This is a genomic window from Glaciecola punicea ACAM 611, assembly GCF_000252165.1.
In the GTDB taxonomy this organism is placed as follows: domain Bacteria; phylum Pseudomonadota; class Gammaproteobacteria; order Enterobacterales; family Alteromonadaceae; genus Glaciecola; species Glaciecola punicea.
This window is the reverse complement of record NZ_BAET01000002.1, coordinates 138,164-158,134: the sequence shown is the minus strand read 5'-3', so window position 1 is coordinate 158,134 and position 19,971 is coordinate 138,164. Positions and strand designations below refer to the sequence as shown.

Below are 19,971 nucleotides of genomic sequence, written 5' to 3'. Positions count from 1 at the left end.
ATTTATAAGGCGTCGAGAATGGCCCTTGCACCTTGAGAAAGTAGCGCATCGGCCAGACTAACGCCGACTTTTTTGGCCGCGGCAATGTCGTCTACTGCACAGTTTATTTTAGCGCTAGTTTTCAGTATTTTTGTGCCATCTGGCGAGGCAACTAATGCGCTCATCGACAGCTCTCCAATGCCCTTTTTATCGCCATAGCTAAATTGTGCAAAGCTGCCTATAGGCACTTGGCAACCGCCCAACAGCTTTGCGTTCATAGCACGTTCTGCGCTAACGCGCAGGGCGGTTTCGCTATGATTGAGTTTTTGCAGCATGGCAATTAGGGCTTCGTCGTCATTTCTACATTCAATGCCAACCGCGCCTTGGCCAACGGCAGGCAAGCACATTAAGGGATCAAGCTCATGTTTAATACGGGCTTTCATATCTAGTCGAATTAAGCCGGCCGCAGCAAGAATAATCGCGTCGTATTCTCCCTTGTCGAGCTTGTGTAAACGGGTATTAACATTGCCGCGTAAATCTTTAATGGTCAGATCAGGTCGAACTGCTTTTAGCTGCGCCTGTCTGCGCAGGCTTGAGGTCCCTACTACAGCACCTTGGGGCAGGTCATCAAAACGCGCAAAGGCGTTTGATACGAACGCATCAAAAGGGTTTTCACGCTCACAAATACAGTGCAGGCCAAATTCATCAGGAAAAGCAACGGGTATATCTTTCATAGAATGCACGGCTAAATCGGCTAAACCGTCTTGCATGGCCACTTCTAATTCTTTGATGAAGAGGCCTTTACCGCCAATTTTCGCCAGTGGTGAATCAAGAATTCTATCGCCTTGGGTCGACATTGGCACCAGCTCTATGGTCAAGTTTGGGAAGTGTTTGAGTAACTGGTCTTGCACATAATGGGCCTGCCACATGGCTAAATCGCTTTTACGCGTGGCAATTCTTATGACCGATTTTGTTGTTTGCATACTTGTTTTTTGCATAGTGCTTATCAGATCCCGTTTGGTTCAAACATGCTTTATTTTGACAACTGTGCCGTTATAAATGTTGCGATGTCCTGCACTTCTTCCATACATACGCTGTGCTGCATGGGGTATTCTTTGAACAGCGCATTATAGCCGTTGTCTTGCAGTGTGCTGTAGGCTATTTTACCTTGGGACATGGGAACCATTTGATCTTGAGAACCATGACAGCACAAAATTGGCGTTTGCTGATTGGCGGCGTGTTTTTCGCTGGCCAGAGAATTTGGTGCACACATATAGGTAGACAAAGCAGCAATACCTGCCAGCGAACTTTCAAAACGCGTACCTAAATGCAGCGCAATTACGCCGCCTTGCGAAAAGCCAATAAGCATAATTTTATGTGCAGGAATGCCGTTTGCTATTTCATTTTGAATAAGTTGCTTAACCTGCTCGCTCGATTCAAGTACGCCTTCTATGTCGGCACGACTGCCCATGTCGGCGCTTTTTATGTCATACCAAGCACGCATTTTCATGCCGTTGTTAATCGTTACCGCGCGCTCTGGAGCATGCGGGAATATGAATTTTACGCCCAAGCTGGGATCAAGCTTAAGCTGCGGCGCGATAGGGGCAAAACCATCGCCTGAATCGCCTAAACCATGCAGCCAGATTATAGTCGATTTGTGCGCAGTGTTAGGGGCAACATCCACGCTGGGTAAAAGTACACGTGAAGAGGTGTTACTAGTCATGCAGATAATTCCTTAAAATTGCGCAGTCTGTCAAGTGTGTCAAGTGCGACAAGTGTGTCAAGCGCTTCTTCAATGCCGATAAACAAATCATCAATAAGTTGATGATAAACGCTTTCTTTCATACAATTTTCACGACCTTAATATTCAAGCCTAAATTATTGAAGGGTAAGGGCGCTACTTTTATGACCAAAATATATGAACAACAGCGTTCATATTGTCCAATTTGCACGTCGCTATGGTAGCATAAGAGACCAACTAACGGACAAACAAAAGCACAGACTTTAGTGCAGATATTTGGATCGATTATTAACAAGCGCCAGTATCCACTTCAAGTGCCCAGCAATTTGGGCTTGGTCTATTTAACAAACAGTAGGGTCTTATGGCAAGTGCTAACGCAAATCTTTTTATAGTAGCTGCGCCGTCGGGGGCAGGAAAGTCGAGCTTAATTAGTGCTCTGCTGCAGCGTGCACAAGAAGGCCATTTACTTAATGCGGCGCAGTTGTCGGTTTCCCACACCACTCGCTTGAAGCGCGAAGGTGAGGTAAACGGTGAACACTATCACTATATAACGGTAGAGCAATTTACGCAGATGGTATTGCAAGAAGCCTTTTACGAGCACGCAAAGGTGTTTGAAAACTACTACGGGACTTCGCGAGTCGCCATTAGTGATAAATTGTCGCAGGGTATTGACGTACTTTTAGACATTGACTGGCAGGGCGCTCGCCAAATTAAAAAGATAAATCCTGAGGTGGTGTCTATTTATATATTGCCTCCTTCAAAAGAAGAGTTATACGTGCGCTTAGTGAGCCGCGGTAGCGACAGCGACAGCGTAATAGACAGCCGCATGCAACAGGCGCAGCAAGAAATGTCACACTACACTGAGTTTGACTATGTCATTGTTAATGACAACTTTACCGATGCTTTAGAGCAGCTCATTACTATCGTCAAGTCTCATAGTTTAGGCTTAGCACAGCAGCAAGTCCGACACAAAGATCTGCTTGCTTCTTTACTTAAGCAGTAATGGTTAAAGCAATCGACTTTTAAAGGCGTGCATTTTACCATCACACGTCATCCGTCACACGCTAAACAGTAAAATCACCTCTTATGGGATAATCGTTTTTCTGGGAAAATTCAATGCCACTTAATAGCTGGTCTATTTCAGGGCGCGTGAAGGGAGCATTTGATTTTTCAACTATTTGTATCTCTCTTTTTGGATTGACTACAAATAGCGCTGGCTCAGGAAATATATGATCTGTCTCTTTGCCCGACAGAGGCTTAGACAAATAAAGCCCCATGTTTTGCATCACGTCAACCGTTAATCCTGCGAATACCGGATACTCTACGTCGCTAATATGGTCTGTGTAAAATGCGTTTAGCTGCTCTATAGAGTCAGCTGAAACTGCAATGATATTAAGATTTATTTTTTTAAATGCATCTAGCTTGTCTTGTAGCATATTTAAATATTTGGCACAGATTGGGCAATGTTTGCCGCGATAAACGAAAATAGCGTACCAATCTGAGTCATTGGTTTGACCAGATATTTCGTTAAGGCGTGGAATAAGGGATGTTTCTTCTGAGTCTTTCGTTTTTACCTGCACATCTGGAAACGTATCACCCGGCTTAAAACTAATCATAATTGTTGATCCTCCTAAATTAATTAAAAACGAGCTAGCAAAAATGTATAACTGAAGGCGTAACTCGTTTGTTCTATCGTATTGCTATCTGTTGTGTTGTCACAACTCTGTCATGCGAATCTGTCACGCGATTCTGTCGTGCGATAATCGTGCCAAAAATAAGCGGTTGAAAAAGAAAGGATAATTTTTATGATTAGTGAGCCTTTTTGAAATTTTTACAGGCCAAGCGGAGCACAATGCAATATTTACAAAAACTTGATTACAACTCAGCGCTTGTTTCTAGTGACACGTGGACTATATTGCGTTGTTTACCGAGAATTGCTGGTAAATAGTACAATAAGCTATATTAAAGTTGAGAAGTACAGTATACTTTCGCACCATTTTTAAAAATTAACGCAAAACGGAGCTCTTAATGGCACGTGTAACAGTAGAAGACGCGGTAGACCAAATTGGTAATCGCTTTGATCTAGTATTAGTGGCCGCTAAACGCGCCCGTCAGCTAGCGATTGAAGGCAAAGAGCCAATGGTAGATCCCATGAACGATAAGCCTACGGTAATCGCTCTGCGTGAAATTGAACAGGGTTTTGTAACAGCCAAAACTGTTGAGCAAACTGAATTACAAGACGAACGCGAGCAAGAAGCGGCTGAGTTTGCCTCTGTTGCAAGTATACTAGCGAACAACTAATCGCGTTTGTCGGGCTGTAAAATAAATACTTTACAGGCTAATAGGAAAATATTAAAAACGCCGACTAAAATCGGCGTTTTTTTGTTGTGCAAAGCACTAAAATAAACGTATTCTATAGCGTATAGACAATTTTTATAACGGTGATGGACTTAGGTGTATTTATTTGAAGGCTTAGAGAAGAAGATTAGTGCGTACTTGTCACAGCAGCAGGTAGATTACGTGCGTGCTTCTTATATTTTAGCCCGCGACGCGCACGAAGGACAAACCCGTTCTAGTGGTGACCCCTACATTACCCATCCTGTAGCGGTAAGCAGTATTTTAGCCGACATGAGGCTTGACCATGAAACGATTATGGCGGCGCTGCTGCACGACGTTATAGAAGATACTGAATATAGTAAAGAAGATTTGAGCTTGGCGTTTGGTGAGACTGTGGCTGAACTAGTGGAAGGCGTCAGTAAGCTCGATAAACTTAAATTTAGCTCAAAACAAGAAGCGCAAGCAGAAAACTTCCGTAAAATGCTGATGGCGATGGTCAAAGACATTCGCGTTATTTTGATTAAGCTGTCAGACCGAACGCACAACATGCGCACGTTAGGCTCGCTAAGACCTGAAAAACGTCGTCGTATTGCGCTAGAAACCCTTGAGATCTATTCACCGCTCGCGCACCGCTTGGGTATTTACGACATCAAGAACGAGCTTGAAGATTTAGGCTTTCAAGCTATGTACCCTATGCGCTACAGAGCGCTCAAAAGTGCAGTTAACCAAGCCCGCGGCAACCGCAAAGAAATTATAGAGCGCACTCAGCAAGATTTAAGCAACAGGTTAAAGAAATACAACATTAACGGCAGAGTGCAGGGCCGTGAAAAACATTTATATTCTATTTATAGCAAAATGCGCAGCAAAGAGCTGTCGTTTAATGAAGTAATGGATATTTATGGCTTTCGTATTATTGTCGATTCCGTCGACAATTGTTATCGCGTGCTGGGCGCAATCCATGGCATTTACAAGCCCATCGAAAACCGATTCAAAGACTACATAGCCATTCCCCGTAGTAACGGCTATCAATCTTTGCATACCTCTTTAAAAGGCCCCCATGGCATTCCGGTTGAAGTGCAAATTCGCACCGAGGAAATGGACCACATGGCCGACAAGGGAATAGCGGCGCACTGGCACTATAAAGAAAACGGCGAGCAAGACAACAATTCTCAGCTGCGTGTAAATCAGTGGATGCAGTCATTAGTTGAACTGCAGCAAAATGCCAGTACGTCGGTTGAATTTATTGAAACGGTAAAGTCCGACTTATTTCCCGACGAGATTTATGTTTTCTCTCCAAAAGGCAAAATTATCGAATTACCCACTGGGGCAACCGCAGTTGACTTTGCTTACGCTGTGCATTCTGGCGTTGGTGATACCTGCGTAGGGGCGCGTGTTGATCACCGCAACTATTCGCTTAGCGCACCGCTTGAAAACGGTCAAAGTGTGGAAATTATTACCTCACCTCGCGCAAAGCCTAACGCAAACTGGCTGAATTTTGTGGTGAGTGCTAAAGCACGCTCTAGCATTCGTCATTTCTTAAAACGTCAGCATGCAGACGACGCTACAAATATGGGTAACCGTTTACTGCGCCACGCATTGGGCATGATTAAGCTAGATGAAATAGCGCAAGCCGATATAGACCGCGTGGTAGAAGAAACAAAATCCACTAGTTTTGAGGAGCTGTTGGCTAATATCGGCATGGGTAACGAAATTAGTGCAATGATAGCGCGCCGTTTAGTGGGCGATAACACCGAAATACCAGGTAAAAAGAGCACCGTTTCTATTCGCGGCACGGAAGGGCTAATGGTGCACTTTTCACGCTGCTGTCACCCCATTCCCGACGACGAAATTGTGGCTATATTAAGCCCCGGAAAGGGGGTTGTTATTCACCAAACGGGCTGTAGCAATATCCGCAAAATTGCCAAAGAAGAGCCTCAGCGTGTATTACCGATGCTATGGGACAGCAATGCGCAAGGAGATTTTAAAGCCTCGGTACGAGTTGAAGCGCTTAATCAGCAAGGCACGCTCGCTTCGCTAACCGCGGCAATAGCCTCGTGCGACTCCTCAATTATTAATATGCAAACTCATGACCGAGAAGACAACCTGCTGGTGGTGGATATAGAAATGACCACGCGCAACCGTATACATTTTGCGAATATTATGCGAAAAATTCGTATTTTGCCTGAACTGCAAAAAGTGTCCCGTCACAGTAAGCCCAAAACTAAAGTTAAAACATCGTAGGCAGGGTGTAAGCTTTGCGCGCTACTTCTTTTCAGTAGCGCTAGCGACGCTTTTAGGCATAGAGCTGCCGCCGGTGACCGCTATGCGCATCGCAGTTTCAACATCTACATTTAAATCGCTTACTTTTGACGGGTCTACATACAACGTATACCCGCCGAGTTGGTAACTCATCGGTAAATAAACCGCTACTTTATCCTCAGTCGGGAAAAGTTTTTTAGCCACTTTATCGTTAGTAATAAAGCCAATTAAACGAACGCCTTCACTTACTTCTACCGTAACCGCTTTTTTGGTGCCAGTATCTTTTTTGATTTGAAATAACTCTACCGCATCTTTTGTGGCGCCAAAAAGCGTTTTGACCACCGGTACGCGCTCAATCAAGCCTTGGCCTGCATTAATCATAATGGTGACGATATAGGCATTCACCATTAGGCCAATAATCGCTAAACTGGCAATAATAGTAATAAGACCCAGGCCCGGAAAGTAGTAATGCTCGGGTAAATAAGGTGAAAGTAAACTTTCTGTGCTGGTGGCTACCCATATTATTAAGTAAAAAGTAATGGCGAAAGGCAGCACTGTAAAGAGACCTTTTAGCGTCAACAAAACAAATTTGTTAAACATTGTGTAGTGTATCCTTTAGTGAAATAAGTGTAGTAATGGCAAGCCCAGTACTTTAGCGCAAAAATGCGCAGTATAACCACTTTTTATTGTGGGGCGCTAAAGCGCGTTTACAGAAATAATATTAAGCTTATTGGCTATTTTGTTATAAACTTAGCCACTGATTAAAAACCACTTATGAAAGCCGAGAAAATATGTCTAAATCAGTAATTCAAACCAACAATGCTCCCGCCGCTATTGGCACTTACAGTCAAGCGGTTAAAGCCGGTAATACGGTTTATCTGTCGGGGCAAATCCCCCTCGTTCCTAGCACTATGGAGATGGTCTCAGAAGACTTTGAAGCACAAGCGGTACAGGTGTTTGAAAATATGCAGGCGGTTATTGAGGCAGCCGGCGGCACTATGTCTCATTTAGTAAAAGTGAATATATTCTTAATCGACTTAGGTCAGTTTGCCAAAGTGAATGAAGTAATGGCCCGTTACTTTGAAGAACCCTACCCAGCGCGCGCAGCGGTGCAGGTGAGCGCGCTACCAAAAGGCTCTCAAATAGAGATTGATGCGGTAATGGTATTGCCTGAGTAAATGTCGCATTCTCAGTCTATGACACCGGTACGTTATCATAAAATACGTACCTTATTATCAAAAAGACAGCCTGACCTAACCCTTCTTCTAGAAGAAGTGCACAAACCACACAACGTGTCTGCCATTATTCGCTCGGCAGATGCGGTAGGCGTGCATAGACTGCACGCGGTATGGGAAAATAACAGGCCTCTGCTAAGAAGCACTGCCATGGGCAGCCAAGTCTGGGTAGACATGCAGCGCCATTCAAGTGCCGAAGATGCTATTACATATTTTAAGTCACAAAATATGCAGGTGCTGGTAACGCATTTAGACCAAAACGCGGTTGATTTTAGGAAAATAGATTTCACCAAACCAACGGCCATTGTCTTGGGCCAAGAAAAAACCGGTGCAACTAGCGAAGCCATAGCTATGTGTGACTACTCTATTGCTATTCCCATGTTGGGCATGGTGCAGTCGTTGAATGTGTCGGTGGCGGCGGCCTTAATATTATATGAAGCTCAGCGTCAGCGAGACAATGCGGGTATGTACGAGCATAACCGGCTTAGCGAGGAGCAAGCTCAGCTAGTTCTGTTTGAAGGCGGGTTTCCGGTGTTGTATGCGCAGTGCGTAAAAAGGAATTTACCTTTCCCTTTTATTAATGGCAATGGTGAAATTGAGGCAAGCGAGCAGTGGTGGCAGGCGCTACAGTTTTCACAAAAGTAATAGGAACCGGCGTTTAGCTTAGCTAAATCTACGCATGTCGGGCATTATCACTAGCAGCAGCGTAGCAATTGGGCCTAGCAGTAAGGAAATAAAAAACCACAATAAACCTCCACGTCCTTTACCTTGTGCTAGTCCTGAGTTGATAAGCGCAAGTGTACCCCAGCCCACGAAGTAAGAACCACCTGTTATGACCATATTAGACATTAATAATTTCCTTTCATGCTGCAAGCGTTGAGATAGTGGGTCGGTAATAAATCGGCACATAGTAATCGTTTTATTATAGGCTCCTACTGTATGCTGTCAATACACTGGTAGTGGCGTTACTATTATTGACACTATTTAAAACTCCAACAGTGCTAATTAATAAACGGCCAATAAATATATGAAAAATAAAGTTTCTCCCGAAGTTGAAGACAAGGCGATTAAACTCGCAAAAGGCACGCAAAAAGCTGGGCAGACTAAAGTCCAAACTAAGTTGATTGCGCAAGGGATTGAAAAAGGCATTGGTGAATATAAGAAACAGCAGGGTAGAAAACTACGCGAGATAGACAAAAAGCGTAAACAAGAAATGAAACGCCGAGAAAGCGAACAAGAAAATCTTGAAAGTCGCGAAGAGTCTCCCAAGAATAATTATTTGAAATTTATACCATGGGCTTTACTGGCGCTAAGTTGGCTAGGTTTTGCTGTTTATATTGCCTTATAAGGCAGCTTAATGTGCGTTTATCACGATAGAAATAAGCGCATCCTTATTTTTTAAAGCGCCTTTTCCACGGGTTTTAAGTGTACCGGATTCACTGTTTGTTTCCCTTATTTGCGCATATATGCTGCCGGCTTCGTCGTTACCCGCTACCCACGCGATTGTTTGAAAGCCATGTGGCGCGGCGAAGGCATTTATATCGGCAGTATCGTCAAACGCCATTGATAACAACAGTAAATCACCCGCGTTGGCGTTTACTGATGGGAACACACTGTCGTTGCTATCGTCGCTAGCCTCAGTGGCAATAGAGCCTATTGGATCTGTATTGTTGGCGCCCCGCACCGACACTAAAACAGCCCATGCCGGCTTACTACCCTTTAAATCAAAGTTGAACTGGGTATCGTTTTCATCAAACGTTTTATAGAATACGACGGTGGCTAAATCTTCACCCTTTTTGCTGCCGTTGTTGTCGGTGTCAACACAGTAATCATCGTGTAAGGTTTCACAGTCTTGTACCTGTCGGCAATGCTGTTGGCTGTTGTTACTTTTGAGGCATGAGGCGGCAAGGTCCCATCCGTTTATACGGTGGGGCAGTGGATTGTCAGTTCGGCTCAAAAAAAGTAACAGTAAATCGCCGTTTTTTGCTTTTTTTGGGGTGTTTATCGCAAATTTACCCTTATCGCTATAAATCGTCTTGCTGCATATTTGTGAGATGCTGGTGGTTTTATCTGTGTAGTCAGTGCAAGACTCGAATGCTTCGTAGCCTCGTACTGACTCACTTTGGGGCAAGTACAAATCACCCTGTTTTTGAATAGATCCTGTGTGGGCTCGCGTCAGTTTATTGAAATGTTGCCACTGCGCCGCTTCATAAACAGGCATGTTACTATTGTGCAAGTTATGGTTAGCTTTACACGCAGTTAATGCACATCCAATAGCGCATAGCCTTAGAATGTTACGCAAATTCATTTTTTTCCTTAGCCCTCAAACATTATTATTTGCAACATTAGACCATAGTACAGTTGCGACTTTCGCACCAAATCTATATTTTGCTGTACAGATGTTAAATAATTGAGACTAAATTGCAAATTATCCGTATAGATATATGATTTATTTACAAAATTCTTAAGCGCTAAGCACACACTAGCACTCCTTACATCTATATTTTCACGAATATCAATTAATAATAAAAGGGTTCCACCATGCTATCACCTAAAAAAACGTGTATCGCAATGTCTTTATTGCTTGGTTTGCCTGCTCTGCCTGTCATTGCACAACAAACAGGCGCTGAGCAAGAAGTCGAAAACATTTCAGTTATAGGTAGCCGCGTCGCAGGCCGCTCAATTGAAGATTTACCGGTGCCGGTTGATATTTTATCGGCAGAAGCGCTCTCTAACACAGGGCAAACTGAAGTTGGCCGCATGCTTCAGGCCATTGCTCCTTCGTTCAACTTTTCATCTTCATCTATTAGTGATGGAACCGACGCCTTAAGGCCTGCTACACTGCGTGGCTTAGGCCCCGATCAAACCCTGGTATTAATTAACGGTAAACGCCGTCATCAAGCCTCACTTATTCACATAAACACCTCGGTAGGCCGCGGTACCGCGGGTACCGACATGAACGCTATCCCAGCATCAGCAATTAAGCGCATTGAAGTGCTGCGCGATGGCGCCGCCGCGCAGTATGGCTCTGACGCCATTGCCGGTGTTATTAATATTGTGCTTAAAGACAACAGCGAAGGCGGCAGTGCCGATATTTCCTACGGCGAATTTTCTGAAGGCGATGGCGAAACCACCAACGTCAACTTCTCCAAAGGCTTTGCCCTTGGCGACGACGGTTTTATAAACGCGACCCTCAACTTTAGAGATCGTGGTTTCACTAATAGAGCAGGCCTGCATGGCTCTTGCCAGTTTAGAGGCTGTACTACCCTTGATAACGGTAATGTATTAGCGGGCGATCCTAGAGAGCTTACCGCGCAGCGTCAAACCTTTAGAATCGGTGACGCTGAATCTGAACAGTTTGCACTCACATTAAACAGCGCCTATGCCCTAGGTGAAGGTGAGCTTTATGGTTTCTTGACTTACTCTTCACGCGACAACGAATCGGCCGCTTTTTTCCGTCATAACGCAAACGGTGGCGGGAATGCGCAGCTACAAGATGGCGATGCGACTATTCCACTAGGCTTTTTACCTAAAATAAATTCACAAATAAATGATTTCTCGTTTAACTTAGGCTACGAAATTGCGTTTACCAACGACACTACGTTAGACATTTCGTACACTTACGGCGAAAACACTATTGACTACCGCACGAGCGATTCTATCAACTCGTCGTTCGCCAATGAGCTGCGCTATGAACGTGGCCTGTCAGCGGCTGAAATACGCAACACTATCCCGCGTGAGGCCGATGCATATGGTCTTGAGTTAAGCCTTGAAACTATCAACTTAGACTTTACCCAATCCTACGACAATCTGCAGCTAGCCTTTGGTGCCGAAATCCGTACAGATGAATATCGCGTCACTCCCGGTGAAAAGTATTCTTATTTCGACTACGATACGATCGACGGAGTGAATATATTTAACGGCTTGAGCGGCGGCGTGGGCAGCGAAAACGCATCTGCTGCCATTCAAGGCTTCAATGGTATTGGTCCAGATTCGGCGGTAGATGAAAGCCGTGACGTGCTGTCGTTTTATATAGACGCAGAATATTCAGTGACCGAAGATTTAATTGCCAGCGCCGCTATGCGTTACGATGACTATGACGGTTTTGGTGACACCACTAACTTTAAAGTGGCGGCAAATTATCATGTAAATGAGGATTTCAATTTAAGAGGTGCCATCAGCACAGGTTTTAGAGCACCTTCTATGCAGCAGTTGTTTTTTAACAACGTCGGCACGCAGTTTGTTGTAAACGACGCAGGTGTGCTGGTTCCCCAACAGGTTGGTACATTTAGAAACGACTCTACTTTAGCCCAAGCCATTGGTATTCCAGAGCTTAGTGAAGAAAAATCAACCAACTGGAGCGTAGGCGCTGTTTTCACTTTACTCGATGAAGTAAACATAACAGTTGATTACTACTCTATTGATATAGAAGACCGCATTGTGGTGAGTAACCGTCTTGGAAGTGGTCTTTCTAACACCCTCGATGCAGCGCTAGTGGCGTCTGGAGCGGGTGCTGGCCAGTTCTTCTTAAACGGAGCCGATACTGAAACCAGAGGCGTAGACATAGTCGCCACGTGGAATACTGACCTAGCCGGCGGATCCTTAGACTTAACCCTAGCGGGTAACTTTACCGAAACCGACGTGGTTGACTTATTTACCCCAGTAGGCAGTGGTTTAGAAACCTTAAGCACGGATGACGTATTCTCTAAGCAAGATATATCCATTATTGAGTCGTGGCAGCCACAAGATCGCATCAGCCTGTCTGGGCTATATGTGATTGACGATTTTAATGTGAACCTTGCCTTCAATCGCTACGGTGAATACACCATTACCGATGGTGGCACTCAAACCTATGGTGCTGAAATACTCACCGACCTTCGCGTGAAATACACCATTAACGACAGCATATCGGTAAATATAGGCGCAAATAACCTGTTTGATGTAACACCCGACAAAAATCAGATTGGTAATTCACGCACCGGCACAATTGAAGATGCTAACGGCAACATTGTTGTCAGCAGCCCAGGTGTATTTGAATACTCACGACGCTCAGCCCCGTTTGGGTTTAACGGCGCATTTTATTACGTAGGGCTTGAATATAAGTTTTAATTAGCGCAGCACTCAGTAAGTACTCAGTAAGTCATAAGGGCTTTGTTTTTTGCAAAGCCCTTATACGTTTTCAATGCTAGTAGTTGTATTGAGCAAAGCTAAGCCGCATTTCATGACGCTATTCTTTGAATGAATCATTTGAGGTTTTAAGGCCAAAGCCTTTACCAAACATTAATAAACTACTTTTGCTTTGCTTACGTAAACAAAAATACACCCGTTCTCATTATATTTATAAGGCCCAGCATATAGATGAATTTAGGCAAGGGCATAAAGCCGCTTATTAACTGGCTTGCCAAACGCAGAAACAACCAACAAATTACGTCTGAACAAGAAATTAAAACCTCTATCTGGCGAGACACAGGCCAAGTATATTACTTATTAAACACCCTTAAGCTGTCTTACGAAAGTGAATATGGGCCAGTTACCTTTGAAAGTTTAAACGTATCGTCTTTAGCCGCTTTGTTAAGCGAACTCAACGATACTCAACATCCCCACCTAAAACAAAAAGTGACAGCCGGGCAAACCTTTGCCTATAGCGTTAGTCTATGTGGCGTAACATGGGAAGAGAGCGAAAACAGTACGCGCGTAAAAGCCATAAGCGAAGCGGCAATGCTGCGCTCAACCCAGAGTGATTTTGTGCATTCTCAAGCGGTGTTTAAGCACGAATCTTTTCTAGAACACAACGATATTTTAAACGCACCGACCAGCGCTCATAGCGGCGGCGTTTTTACCTACCCAAATATATCTATTGAACAATTTGTTGATCAGCTAGCGCATACCAATGCGAGTATTTCACACAAGCTGAGGCGGCGTATAAACGTGCAGCCTGAAAACTTCAAACGTCTGTTTACAGAGCAGGAGCAAAGCGAGGTAAATGCGCTTCTGCAGATAGAGGCTAATGCTAAATAGTCTTTTCTTTTTTTTGCGTTTTAGCGCTTACTGAAAATAGCCACTACTTATCAACGCTATTGTATATGGTAGGTGCATCGTTTATCCTTTTTACATGAACCCACCAAGCGTTATTTTCGGTACAGCACATACTGTAAGTAATAGTCAGCGCTAGGCTAAGCAGTTTTGCCTAAACAGGAAGAAGATATGAAAATGAAAAAACAGATTAGCTCAGTGTTGTTGGGCCTTGCATTTGCACTAGGCAGTGTTTCAGTAAATGCATTACAAGTTAATCACAGCAGCCAAAACGAAGGCGCTTTAGACAACAGTGTGATTAACTATCAAGATCTATTCAACTTAGAATATGCCGCGAACCCCATTGTGATGCCCGACGGTAAAACCGTGCTTTACGAGCGTAACAGTATGGATATTATGCTAGATGCTAAGCGCACTAATTTATGGACGGTGTCGCTTGACGGCACTAATCATATGCCGTTACTGTCGAGCAAAGATAACCACTCCAATGCGGTGTTTTCACCCGACGGCACCAAAATGGCCTATTTATCGAGCAAAGAAGGTAAAATACAAATATATCTGCGCGACATGGCCAGCGGCAATACCGCCCGTGTGACCGACGTAGCCATGCGCCCAAATAGTTTGAGTTTTTCACCCGACGGTCAACAGCTTGCTTTCGCAATGTTCACACCCTCAAAACCTAGGTCTTTGTTCAGCTTGTCATTTAAACCCGAAGGTGCCGTATGGGCTGATGAAGCTCACTATATTGATCAAACTTTATTTCAACGCGACGGCGTGGGTATGAACCGTCCCGGCAATATGCAGGTGTATGTGGTGCCCGCGTTTGGCGGCACACCGCGTCAAATAACCTCGGGTGACTTCGACTATGGTGGCCAATTAATGTATACCCAAAGCGGCAGCCATATTGTAATGTCGGCTAATATTCGTAAAGACAGCGAATTTGACGTATTTAACAGCGATTTACTGCTGGTAAATATCAAAGACACCACCTTAACCAAGTTAACCAAAACCTCTGGGCCTGAGAGTAATCCAACGTTAAGTCCCAATGGGAAGCAGATTGCATTTACGGGTTTTGATGATAACGGTAAGTCTAATCAGATTAATCATCTTTTTGTAATGGATACCGACGGTTCAAACGTTAAGGATCTAACACCTGATTTAGACCGGTCGGTGGGTGATGTGCAGTGGTCACAAAATGGCAAAGGTTTGTACTTTAGTTACGACAGTGAAGGTAAGAAACATGTAGCTTACGTGACCCTATCTGGAAAAATTAGCGTGAAAACAGACGCATTAGGGGGCATGAGTCTTGGCAGGCCATATACCTCGGGTAACTTCGATGCCAGCGATAACGGCGATATCATATTTACCTTGTCAACAGGCGATCGCCCGGCCGATTTAGCAGTGGTAGATAAGCGCGGGAAAATCACGCAGTTAACCGATTTAAACAGTGATATTTTTGGCCACAAAACACTCAACAAGCCTGAGCTTATCAAAGTAAAGAGCAGTGTTGATGCGCGTGAACTGCTGGCGTGGATAGTGAAGCCGCCTGGCTTTGACTCGGCAAAAAAATACCCACTTATTTTAGAGATCCATGGGGGCCCGCACACCGCTTACGGCCCTGAGTTTTCAACAGAAGTACAAATGTTTGCTGCGGCGGGCTACGTTGTTGTTTATGGCAACCCAAGAGGCTCAACGTCAATGGGCACGGAGTTTGCCAATTTGATTGACAAAAACTACCCATCACAAGACTACGACGATCTTATGGACATGGTCGATGCGGTAATAGCAAAGGGCTACATAGACGACAGTAATCTGTTTGTAACGGGCGGTTCTGGCGGTGGTGTGTTAACGGCATGGATTATCGGTAAAACAGATCGCTTTGCTGCAGCCGTTGTCGCCAAGCCGGTTATTAACTGGGTAAGCATGATTGGCACCAGTGATATTTACACGTTCATGACCCGCTACTGGTTTACCGATTTTCCTTGGAATGATATCAACCAATATTGGGACAGGTCACCGCTTAAATTAGTTGGCAACGTTACCACCCCAACAATGGTCCTTACAGGTGAATTAGATGTTCGCACCCCCATGGGTGAAAGCGAGCAATACTATGGTGCACTGCGCTTAGAAGGTATAGAAAGCTCGCTGGTGCGGATTCAAGGTGCTTATCATGGTATTGCTGCTAAGCCGTCTAACTTAGGTCGTAAAATTGGCAACATTTTAGCGTGGTTTGACAAGTACAACACATCTAAGCAAAGGGAAGCTGAAACAAAATAGTGTTTTTAACGCTAACATTGATTCGAATATATTGTTTTAGAGGTAACTCAACTATGCCGCGACTATGCCGCTACTATGAATGTCATGCTTGGTTAAAAATGAGAAGGGCAACGTAATTAAAGAGGAATGATATGCAGCAATTTAATAAGATTTTATGTGTTGTTAGCGCAGATGATAAAAAGAATTCTGCATTGACGCATGCGGTGAAACTGGCAGAGAATAATCAAGCTAGTCTAACCGTTATCGATATAATGGATTGGACCCCTTTAAATATAAGAAAGTTTGATCGTTCCAAGTCATCTGACTATATGCAGGTGATAGTGGCGCAGCAGCAAAACAAGCTTGACGAGGTTATTTCTGCGTTAAATAGCAAATTGACGATCCAATCGAAGGTACTTGTTGGCGTATCGTTTTTAGAAATCATTTACGAGGTGCTTCGCAATAGACACGACATTGTGCTAAAAACAGCACAAAGTGGGGGTCTTTTAGATCGTTTGTTCGGCACTGATGATATGCAATTATTACGTAAGTGTCCCTGCCCATTAATGTTAGTTAAACCAAAAGCGCATAAAAACCATCTGCAGATATTGGCGTCGGTAGATGTTGACGATAACTATCCATCGCAAGAGCTGAGCACTAGGCAAGCGCTTAATTTCCAGATCCTCGAATTGGCAAGTTGGTTAGCAATATCAGAGTCTGCCGAATTAGACATCGTTCACGTATGGGATGCGGCCAGTGACGACGCTATGCGCTTTGGTTTTACGGATGAATCTAAAGAAAAAATAGACAGCGACTTAGAAGCAAGCGAGCAGCGGTATATTCAAAAAATGAATGATTTAATGGACAAAATACGCGCTAAAGTGGGGTCAGACGCCTCGACCTATATTAAATCGAAAACACATTTACTGGTGGGACGCCCGCGTAAACAAATCCCCATATTTGCAGAGCAAATAGCCGCCGATATTATCGTGATGGGCACTGTTGCGCGTACTGGCCTTCCGGGGTTTCTTATGGGCAACTCTGCAGAGAATATTCTAAACCAAATTGACTGTTCAGTCTTAGCCGTTAAGCCAGAAGGTTTTGTGAGTCCAGTTAAACTGATTGCTTAGCAACGCGCATAATAGGATCAGATTAACACGGGCCCTTTTTCGTAGTGCATTGTGAAGTGTAGAAATATCGTCTAAGCTCAGAATTCTCGCGTGGAAGGTAGGTATTCACTTCATGTTTGTGCTCTCGGATCTATTACGTGGAAAAAATTTCTGATTAATAAGCAGTGCCAGTAGAATAATGCCAGAGCCAATGCTCAACCGAACAATGTCGGCATCACGATTCCAAATTAAAACATTCACCAGTATTCCAGCAGGTATCAGTAGGTTATTCATAACCGCTAGCGCGCCAACATTAACCAGTGTTGCGCCCTTGTTCCATGCAAAATAGCCTAGACCCGATGCCACGACCCCTAAGTAGCTTAGTATGCCCCACTGCAGGTTAGTTTGAGGTAGCTTTGATATATCGCCAAGAAGTAAAAAAGAAACCACCGCAACGATAAAAGCCCCAATGAAAAAATAACCAAAAACAGTATGTTGAGACAGGTTTTGCTGTTTAGCCATAATGCGCTTATAAAATACTTGGCCACTGGCAAAACATAGGTTTGCGCCCTGCACAATAAAAAAGCCAATAATAAAATCACTGCTAAGGCCGTCATAGCGAATAGTTATTGCGCCCAAAGTAGCGATGGCCGCCACCATAAAAAACCATGGGTTAAAACGTTTGTCTAATGCGTCATTTAACAGCGTGACGATTAAAGGTGTCATTACGGTAAATAATAAGACTTCTGGTACCGTTAGAAACAAGAAAGAGTGGTAATAAAAACCATACATAAGTCCTAATTGCACCGCGCCGACGGCCATCAATTTAATCGCCAGCGATTTCGAAACAGTGCGAAATTTTAAGAAAGGTAAAAATATCAGCATTGCTAGCGCGACTCGCATTAACACAGAAAACCAAGCGTCAACTTGCCCTGCTAGATAGACACCAATCAGACTGAACGAAAAAGCCCATAGTAACGTTGTTGCAAATAAATATATCAAACCTTAACCTTAAAACTTACCGTTTACACAAACTCAAATCACAAAAACGAGACTGAAGTCCAGCATACTACGTTCTTTCTTCGGTGTATTATCGCTTATTAAACGTATTGGTGAAACTAAAGCGTGCTCTGATCACATCGTTTGATAAAGGTATTTTTGTCAATTCAGTTCACTTAGCACAATATTTATGGCAATCTTTGCCAATGATTCTTGCGCGAGCAAAAGTAAGGTAAAATATGGCTACGTTAAATGTATCACTCACTGCTGAAATGCGAGAGTGGATAGATGCGCAAATTAGCAGCGGGAAATTTGCAAATGCAAGTGATTATATTCGTGACTTGATCCGTAGAAATCAATCTGAAAGAGAACTAATTACGCTTGCGCTAATTGAAGGAGAGTTGAGCGGGGAAAGTAATCTAACTATTAATGATGTGATTAAGGCGGAAAAAAAACGACTTCGTAATGAGTAATTACAAGCTTTCACTTAGGGCTGTTGATGACTTGGCTTCTATATTTCGTTATACGTTTTTAGAATATGGCGAAACGCAGGCCGATACTTATGCCATTGTTATTGAAGAGGCTATAGTCAACCTAGCTAATAACCCCGAGTTGGGCAGAAGCGAATCTCATACCAGAAGTGACTACTTTAGTTATTTAGTGGGTAAGCATATTGTTTTTTTCAAGAAACGAAAGAACGCTGTTTTCGTGGTGCGCATACTACATCAACAAATGAAATTTGAGCTTCATCTACGTAATTAATTGCAGCTAAAATAATGAATGCTACCCACTAGGGCTAGTGAAACTTGGGAAGCAAGGATATATGTCTACTAATGGGCCATACATATTAGTATTGAACTGCGGCAGTTCATCTATTAAATTCGCCATTATTGCGCCTTCTACGGGCGAAACACCGCTGAAAGGTTTAGTTGAAAACCTCTTCACAGCCAGTGGCCGCCTCACCTATGAAGCACAAGGAGAGAAAATCAAGTCTACTTTGCCTGCAAAGGCAGATCACACACAAGCGCTGCAGCTTATTGTTGAAATACTGAACCAGTTCAAACAGCTTAAGGGGCAGCTTGTTGCGGTAGGTCATAGAGTGGTTCACGGCGGAGAATTTTTTGCAGAGTCGGCCTTAATAAACGAGGCGGTGATCCAGGCTATACATAAAACTTCAAACATGGCACCTTTGCATAATCCAGCAAATTTAGCGGGCATACGCAGCGCGCAGCTAGCTTTTCCATTATTGCCTCAAGTCGCTGTTTTTGATACTGCTTTCTTCCAAACTTTGCCTAAAGAAGCATTCCTATACGCATTACCTTATTCTTTATACGAAGCCCACGGCGTGCGTAAATATGGCTTTCACGGTACTAGTCACTATTTCGTTTCGCATAAAGCGGCCCAAATGCTCAATAAAGAGTATGAAGAATGTAATTTGATTAGCGCACATTTGGGCAATGGCTGCAGCATTGCCGCCATTAAGCACGGTAGGGCGGTTGACACCAGCATGGGATTTACACCGCTGGAAGGCTTAGTAATGGGCACGCGAAGCGGTGACATGGACCCAAGTTTGCCAAGCTATATGATTGAACAGCTAGGTTACAGCGCCGCCGACGTTAACTCGATACTGAACAAAGAATCGGGCTTAAAAGGTATTTCAGGGCTAAGCAACGACTGCCGAGAGTTAGAGGCACAAGCCAAGCTTGGCAATGAACAGGCTCAACTTGCACTCGACATGTTTTGCTACCGTTTAGTTAAATACATCGGCGCTTATATGGCTGTTGTGGGCACATTAGACGCCCTAATATTTACCGGCGGCATTGGCGAAAATTCAGCTTATGTGCGTAGTAAAGTGGTGTCTCAACTGTACCACTTAGGTTTAGTGATAGACGAAGCTTTAAATGATGAAATGAGATTTGGTCGCTCAGGCGGTATACACCAACCGGCTTCTTTACCCGTACTGGCCATCGCGACCAAAGAAGAATGGGTAATAGCCCAAGACAGTGCTCGTTTCGCCAAGTAG

The 19,971-nt window shown here is 43.9% G+C and carries 21 protein-coding genes; 13 read left to right on the top strand and 8 right to left on the bottom strand.

Annotated features, from left to right (window positions below):
* Positions 1-2: 2 nt before the first annotated feature.
* The 3 genes from hemC to GPUN_RS14700 are packed head-to-tail and all read right to left on the bottom strand — an operon-like array spanning position 3 to position 1,824.
* A complete protein-coding gene (hemC, locus tag GPUN_RS00735) occupies positions 3-977 on the bottom strand; it encodes a hydroxymethylbilane synthase (RefSeq protein ID WP_006002410.1) in 975 nt (324 codons plus the stop codon).
* A gap of 35 nt (positions 978-1,012) precedes the next feature.
* Entirely contained in the window at positions 1,013-1,702 is a 690-nt protein-coding gene (locus GPUN_RS00730) for an alpha/beta hydrolase (RefSeq protein WP_006002408.1), read from the bottom strand.
* Positions 1,699-1,824 carry a frataxin family protein gene (locus GPUN_RS14700; protein ID WP_006002406.1) on the bottom strand — a complete coding sequence of 42 codons (126 nt, stop codon included), beginning with the start codon at positions 1,822-1,824 and terminating at the stop codon, positions 1,699-1,701. The genes GPUN_RS00730 and GPUN_RS14700 overlap by 4 nt, the downstream gene beginning before the upstream one ends.
* 257 nt (positions 1,825-2,081) lie before the next feature.
* Between GPUN_RS14700 and gmk the strand changes: the two genes are divergently transcribed.
* A complete protein-coding gene (gene gmk, locus GPUN_RS00725; RefSeq protein ID WP_006002405.1) occupies positions 2,082-2,723 on the top strand; it encodes a guanylate kinase in 642 nt (213 codons plus the stop codon).
* 61 nt (positions 2,724-2,784) lie between these two features.
* Here the strand turns inward: gmk and GPUN_RS00720 are convergent, their stop codons facing one another.
* Positions 2,785-3,336, bottom strand: a complete 552-nt coding sequence (locus GPUN_RS00720) for a peroxiredoxin family protein (RefSeq protein ID WP_006002404.1) — start codon at positions 3,334-3,336, stop codon at positions 2,785-2,787.
* 412 nt (positions 3,337-3,748) lie between these two features.
* Here GPUN_RS00720 and rpoZ point away from each other — a divergent pair, with 412 nt between their 5' ends.
* Together rpoZ and spoT are read left to right on the top strand one after the other, a co-directional pair.
* Positions 3,749-4,021, top strand: a complete 273-nt coding sequence (gene rpoZ, locus GPUN_RS00715; RefSeq protein ID WP_006002402.1) for a DNA-directed RNA polymerase subunit omega — start codon at positions 3,749-3,751, stop codon at positions 4,019-4,021.
* A gap of 153 nt (positions 4,022-4,174) precedes the next feature.
* The gene (spoT, locus tag GPUN_RS00710) at positions 4,175-6,298 is read left to right on the top strand and encodes a bifunctional GTP diphosphokinase/guanosine-3',5'-bis pyrophosphate 3'-pyrophosphohydrolase (RefSeq protein ID WP_006002401.1); all 2,124 of its coding nucleotides are present in this window, start codon (positions 4,175-4,177) and stop codon (positions 6,296-6,298) included.
* A 21-nt stretch (positions 6,299-6,319) separates the two neighbouring features.
* On the opposite strand, the gene GPUN_RS00705 is transcribed toward spoT, so the two are convergent.
* Positions 6,320-6,916 (bottom strand): DUF502 domain-containing protein, encoded by a 597-nt coding sequence (locus GPUN_RS00705; protein WP_006002400.1) that lies wholly within the window; start codon positions 6,914-6,916, stop codon positions 6,320-6,322.
* A gap of 191 nt (positions 6,917-7,107) precedes the next feature.
* Between GPUN_RS00705 and GPUN_RS00700 the strand changes: the two genes are divergently transcribed.
* Both GPUN_RS00700 and trmH read left to right on the top strand, forming a co-directional pair.
* Positions 7,108-7,494: a RidA family protein gene (locus GPUN_RS00700; RefSeq protein WP_006002399.1), complete on the top strand. Its 387-nt coding sequence runs from the start codon at positions 7,108-7,110 to the stop codon at positions 7,492-7,494.
* Positions 7,495-7,512: 18 nt separating this feature from the next.
* Positions 7,513-8,196 carry a tRNA (guanosine(18)-2'-O)-methyltransferase TrmH gene (trmH, locus tag GPUN_RS00695; RefSeq protein ID WP_040519914.1) on the top strand — a complete coding sequence of 228 codons (684 nt, stop codon included), beginning with the start codon at positions 7,513-7,515 and terminating at the stop codon, positions 8,194-8,196.
* A gap of 18 nt (positions 8,197-8,214) precedes the next feature.
* Here the strand turns inward: trmH and GPUN_RS00690 are convergent, their stop codons facing one another.
* Positions 8,215-8,400, bottom strand: coding sequence for a hypothetical protein (locus GPUN_RS00690; protein ID WP_006002397.1), 186 nt, complete (start codon positions 8,398-8,400; stop codon positions 8,215-8,217).
* A 178-nt stretch (positions 8,401-8,578) separates the two neighbouring features.
* Here GPUN_RS00690 and GPUN_RS00685 point away from each other — a divergent pair, with 178 nt between their 5' ends.
* Positions 8,579-8,899 (top strand): DUF2956 domain-containing protein, encoded by a 321-nt coding sequence (locus tag GPUN_RS00685; RefSeq protein WP_006002396.1) that lies wholly within the window; start codon positions 8,579-8,581, stop codon positions 8,897-8,899.
* 6 nt (positions 8,900-8,905) lie between these two features.
* On the opposite strand, the gene GPUN_RS00680 is transcribed toward GPUN_RS00685, so the two are convergent.
* Complete coding sequence (locus tag GPUN_RS00680) at positions 8,906-9,859, bottom strand: hypothetical protein (RefSeq protein WP_006002395.1); 954 nt, start codon at positions 9,857-9,859, stop codon at positions 8,906-8,908.
* Positions 9,860-10,092: 233 nt separating this feature from the next.
* Between GPUN_RS00680 and GPUN_RS00675 the strand changes: the two genes are divergently transcribed.
* From GPUN_RS00675 to GPUN_RS00660, 4 genes are all read left to right on the top strand, one after another.
* Positions 10,093-12,660, top strand: a complete 2,568-nt coding sequence (locus GPUN_RS00675) for a TonB-dependent receptor plug domain-containing protein (protein WP_006002391.1) — start codon at positions 10,093-10,095, stop codon at positions 12,658-12,660.
* A gap of 249 nt (positions 12,661-12,909) precedes the next feature.
* A complete protein-coding gene (locus tag GPUN_RS00670) occupies positions 12,910-13,569 on the top strand; it encodes a hypothetical protein (protein ID WP_006002389.1) in 660 nt (219 codons plus the stop codon).
* A gap of 186 nt (positions 13,570-13,755) precedes the next feature.
* A complete protein-coding gene (locus tag GPUN_RS00665) occupies positions 13,756-15,861 on the top strand; it encodes a S9 family peptidase (protein ID WP_006002388.1) in 2,106 nt (701 codons plus the stop codon).
* Between the two features lie 131 nt (positions 15,862-15,992).
* A complete protein-coding gene (locus GPUN_RS00660) occupies positions 15,993-16,970 on the top strand; it encodes a universal stress protein (protein ID WP_006002386.1) in 978 nt (325 codons plus the stop codon).
* Between the two features lie 105 nt (positions 16,971-17,075).
* Here the strand turns inward: GPUN_RS00660 and GPUN_RS00655 are convergent, their stop codons facing one another.
* A complete protein-coding gene (locus GPUN_RS00655; RefSeq protein ID WP_006002384.1) occupies positions 17,076-17,951 on the bottom strand; it encodes a carboxylate/amino acid/amine transporter in 876 nt (291 codons plus the stop codon).
* 236 nt (positions 17,952-18,187) lie between these two features.
* On the opposite strand from GPUN_RS00655, the gene GPUN_RS00650 reads away from it, so the two are divergent.
* The 3 genes from GPUN_RS00650 (at position 18,188) to GPUN_RS00640 (ending at position 19,971) form a co-directional block, all read left to right on the top strand.
* Complete coding sequence (locus GPUN_RS00650; protein WP_006002382.1) at positions 18,188-18,421, top strand: type II toxin-antitoxin system ParD family antitoxin; 234 nt, start codon at positions 18,188-18,190, stop codon at positions 18,419-18,421.
* On the top strand, positions 18,414-18,710 hold the full coding sequence (locus tag GPUN_RS00645) for a type II toxin-antitoxin system RelE/ParE family toxin (RefSeq protein ID WP_040519871.1): 297 nt from the start codon (positions 18,414-18,416) through the stop codon (positions 18,708-18,710). Before GPUN_RS00650 ends, GPUN_RS00645 begins: the two co-directional genes overlap by 8 nt.
* Positions 18,711-18,771: 61 nt before the next feature.
* Positions 18,772-19,971, top strand: coding sequence for an acetate kinase (locus GPUN_RS00640; protein WP_006002377.1), 1,200 nt, complete (start codon positions 18,772-18,774; stop codon positions 19,969-19,971).

Coding starts and splice junctions, on each gene's coding strand:
- GPUN_RS00685 (WP_006002396.1), top strand. CDS start 8,579: ATGAAAAATAAAGTTTCTCCCGAAGTTGAAGACAAGGCGATTAAACTC.
- GPUN_RS00680 (WP_006002395.1), bottom strand. CDS start 9,859: ATGAATTTGCGTAACATTCTAAGGCTATGCGCTATTGGATGTGCATTA.
- trmH (WP_040519914.1), top strand. CDS start 7,513: ATGACACCGGTACGTTATCATAAAATACGTACCTTATTATCAAAAAGA.
- hemC (WP_006002410.1), bottom strand. CDS start 977: ATGCAAAAAACAAGTATGCAAACAACAAAATCGGTCATAAGAATTGCC.
- GPUN_RS00675 (WP_006002391.1), top strand. CDS start 10,093: ATGCTATCACCTAAAAAAACGTGTATCGCAATGTCTTTATTGCTTGGT.
- GPUN_RS00720 (WP_006002404.1), bottom strand. CDS start 3,336: ATGATTAGTTTTAAGCCGGGTGATACGTTTCCAGATGTGCAGGTAAAA.
- GPUN_RS00645 (WP_040519871.1), top strand. CDS start 18,414: ATGAGTAATTACAAGCTTTCACTTAGGGCTGTTGATGACTTGGCTTCT.
- GPUN_RS00700 (WP_006002399.1), top strand. CDS start 7,108: ATGTCTAAATCAGTAATTCAAACCAACAATGCTCCCGCCGCTATTGGC.
- gmk (WP_006002405.1), top strand. CDS start 2,082: ATGGCAAGTGCTAACGCAAATCTTTTTATAGTAGCTGCGCCGTCGGGG.
- rpoZ (WP_006002402.1), top strand. CDS start 3,749: ATGGCACGTGTAACAGTAGAAGACGCGGTAGACCAAATTGGTAATCGC.
- GPUN_RS00730 (WP_006002408.1), bottom strand. CDS start 1,702: ATGACTAGTAACACCTCTTCACGTGTACTTTTACCCAGCGTGGATGTT.
- GPUN_RS00690 (WP_006002397.1), bottom strand. CDS start 8,400: ATGTCTAATATGGTCATAACAGGTGGTTCTTACTTCGTGGGCTGGGGT.
- GPUN_RS00670 (WP_006002389.1), top strand. CDS start 12,910: ATGAATTTAGGCAAGGGCATAAAGCCGCTTATTAACTGGCTTGCCAAA.
- GPUN_RS00705 (WP_006002400.1), bottom strand. CDS start 6,916: ATGTTTAACAAATTTGTTTTGTTGACGCTAAAAGGTCTCTTTACAGTG.
- GPUN_RS00665 (WP_006002388.1), top strand. CDS start 13,756: ATGAAAATGAAAAAACAGATTAGCTCAGTGTTGTTGGGCCTTGCATTT.
- GPUN_RS00640 (WP_006002377.1), top strand. CDS start 18,772: ATGTCTACTAATGGGCCATACATATTAGTATTGAACTGCGGCAGTTCA.
- GPUN_RS00660 (WP_006002386.1), top strand. CDS start 15,993: ATGCAGCAATTTAATAAGATTTTATGTGTTGTTAGCGCAGATGATAAA.
- GPUN_RS00650 (WP_006002382.1), top strand. CDS start 18,188: ATGGCTACGTTAAATGTATCACTCACTGCTGAAATGCGAGAGTGGATA.
- GPUN_RS14700 (WP_006002406.1), bottom strand. CDS start 1,824: ATGAAAGAAAGCGTTTATCATCAACTTATTGATGATTTGTTTATCGGC.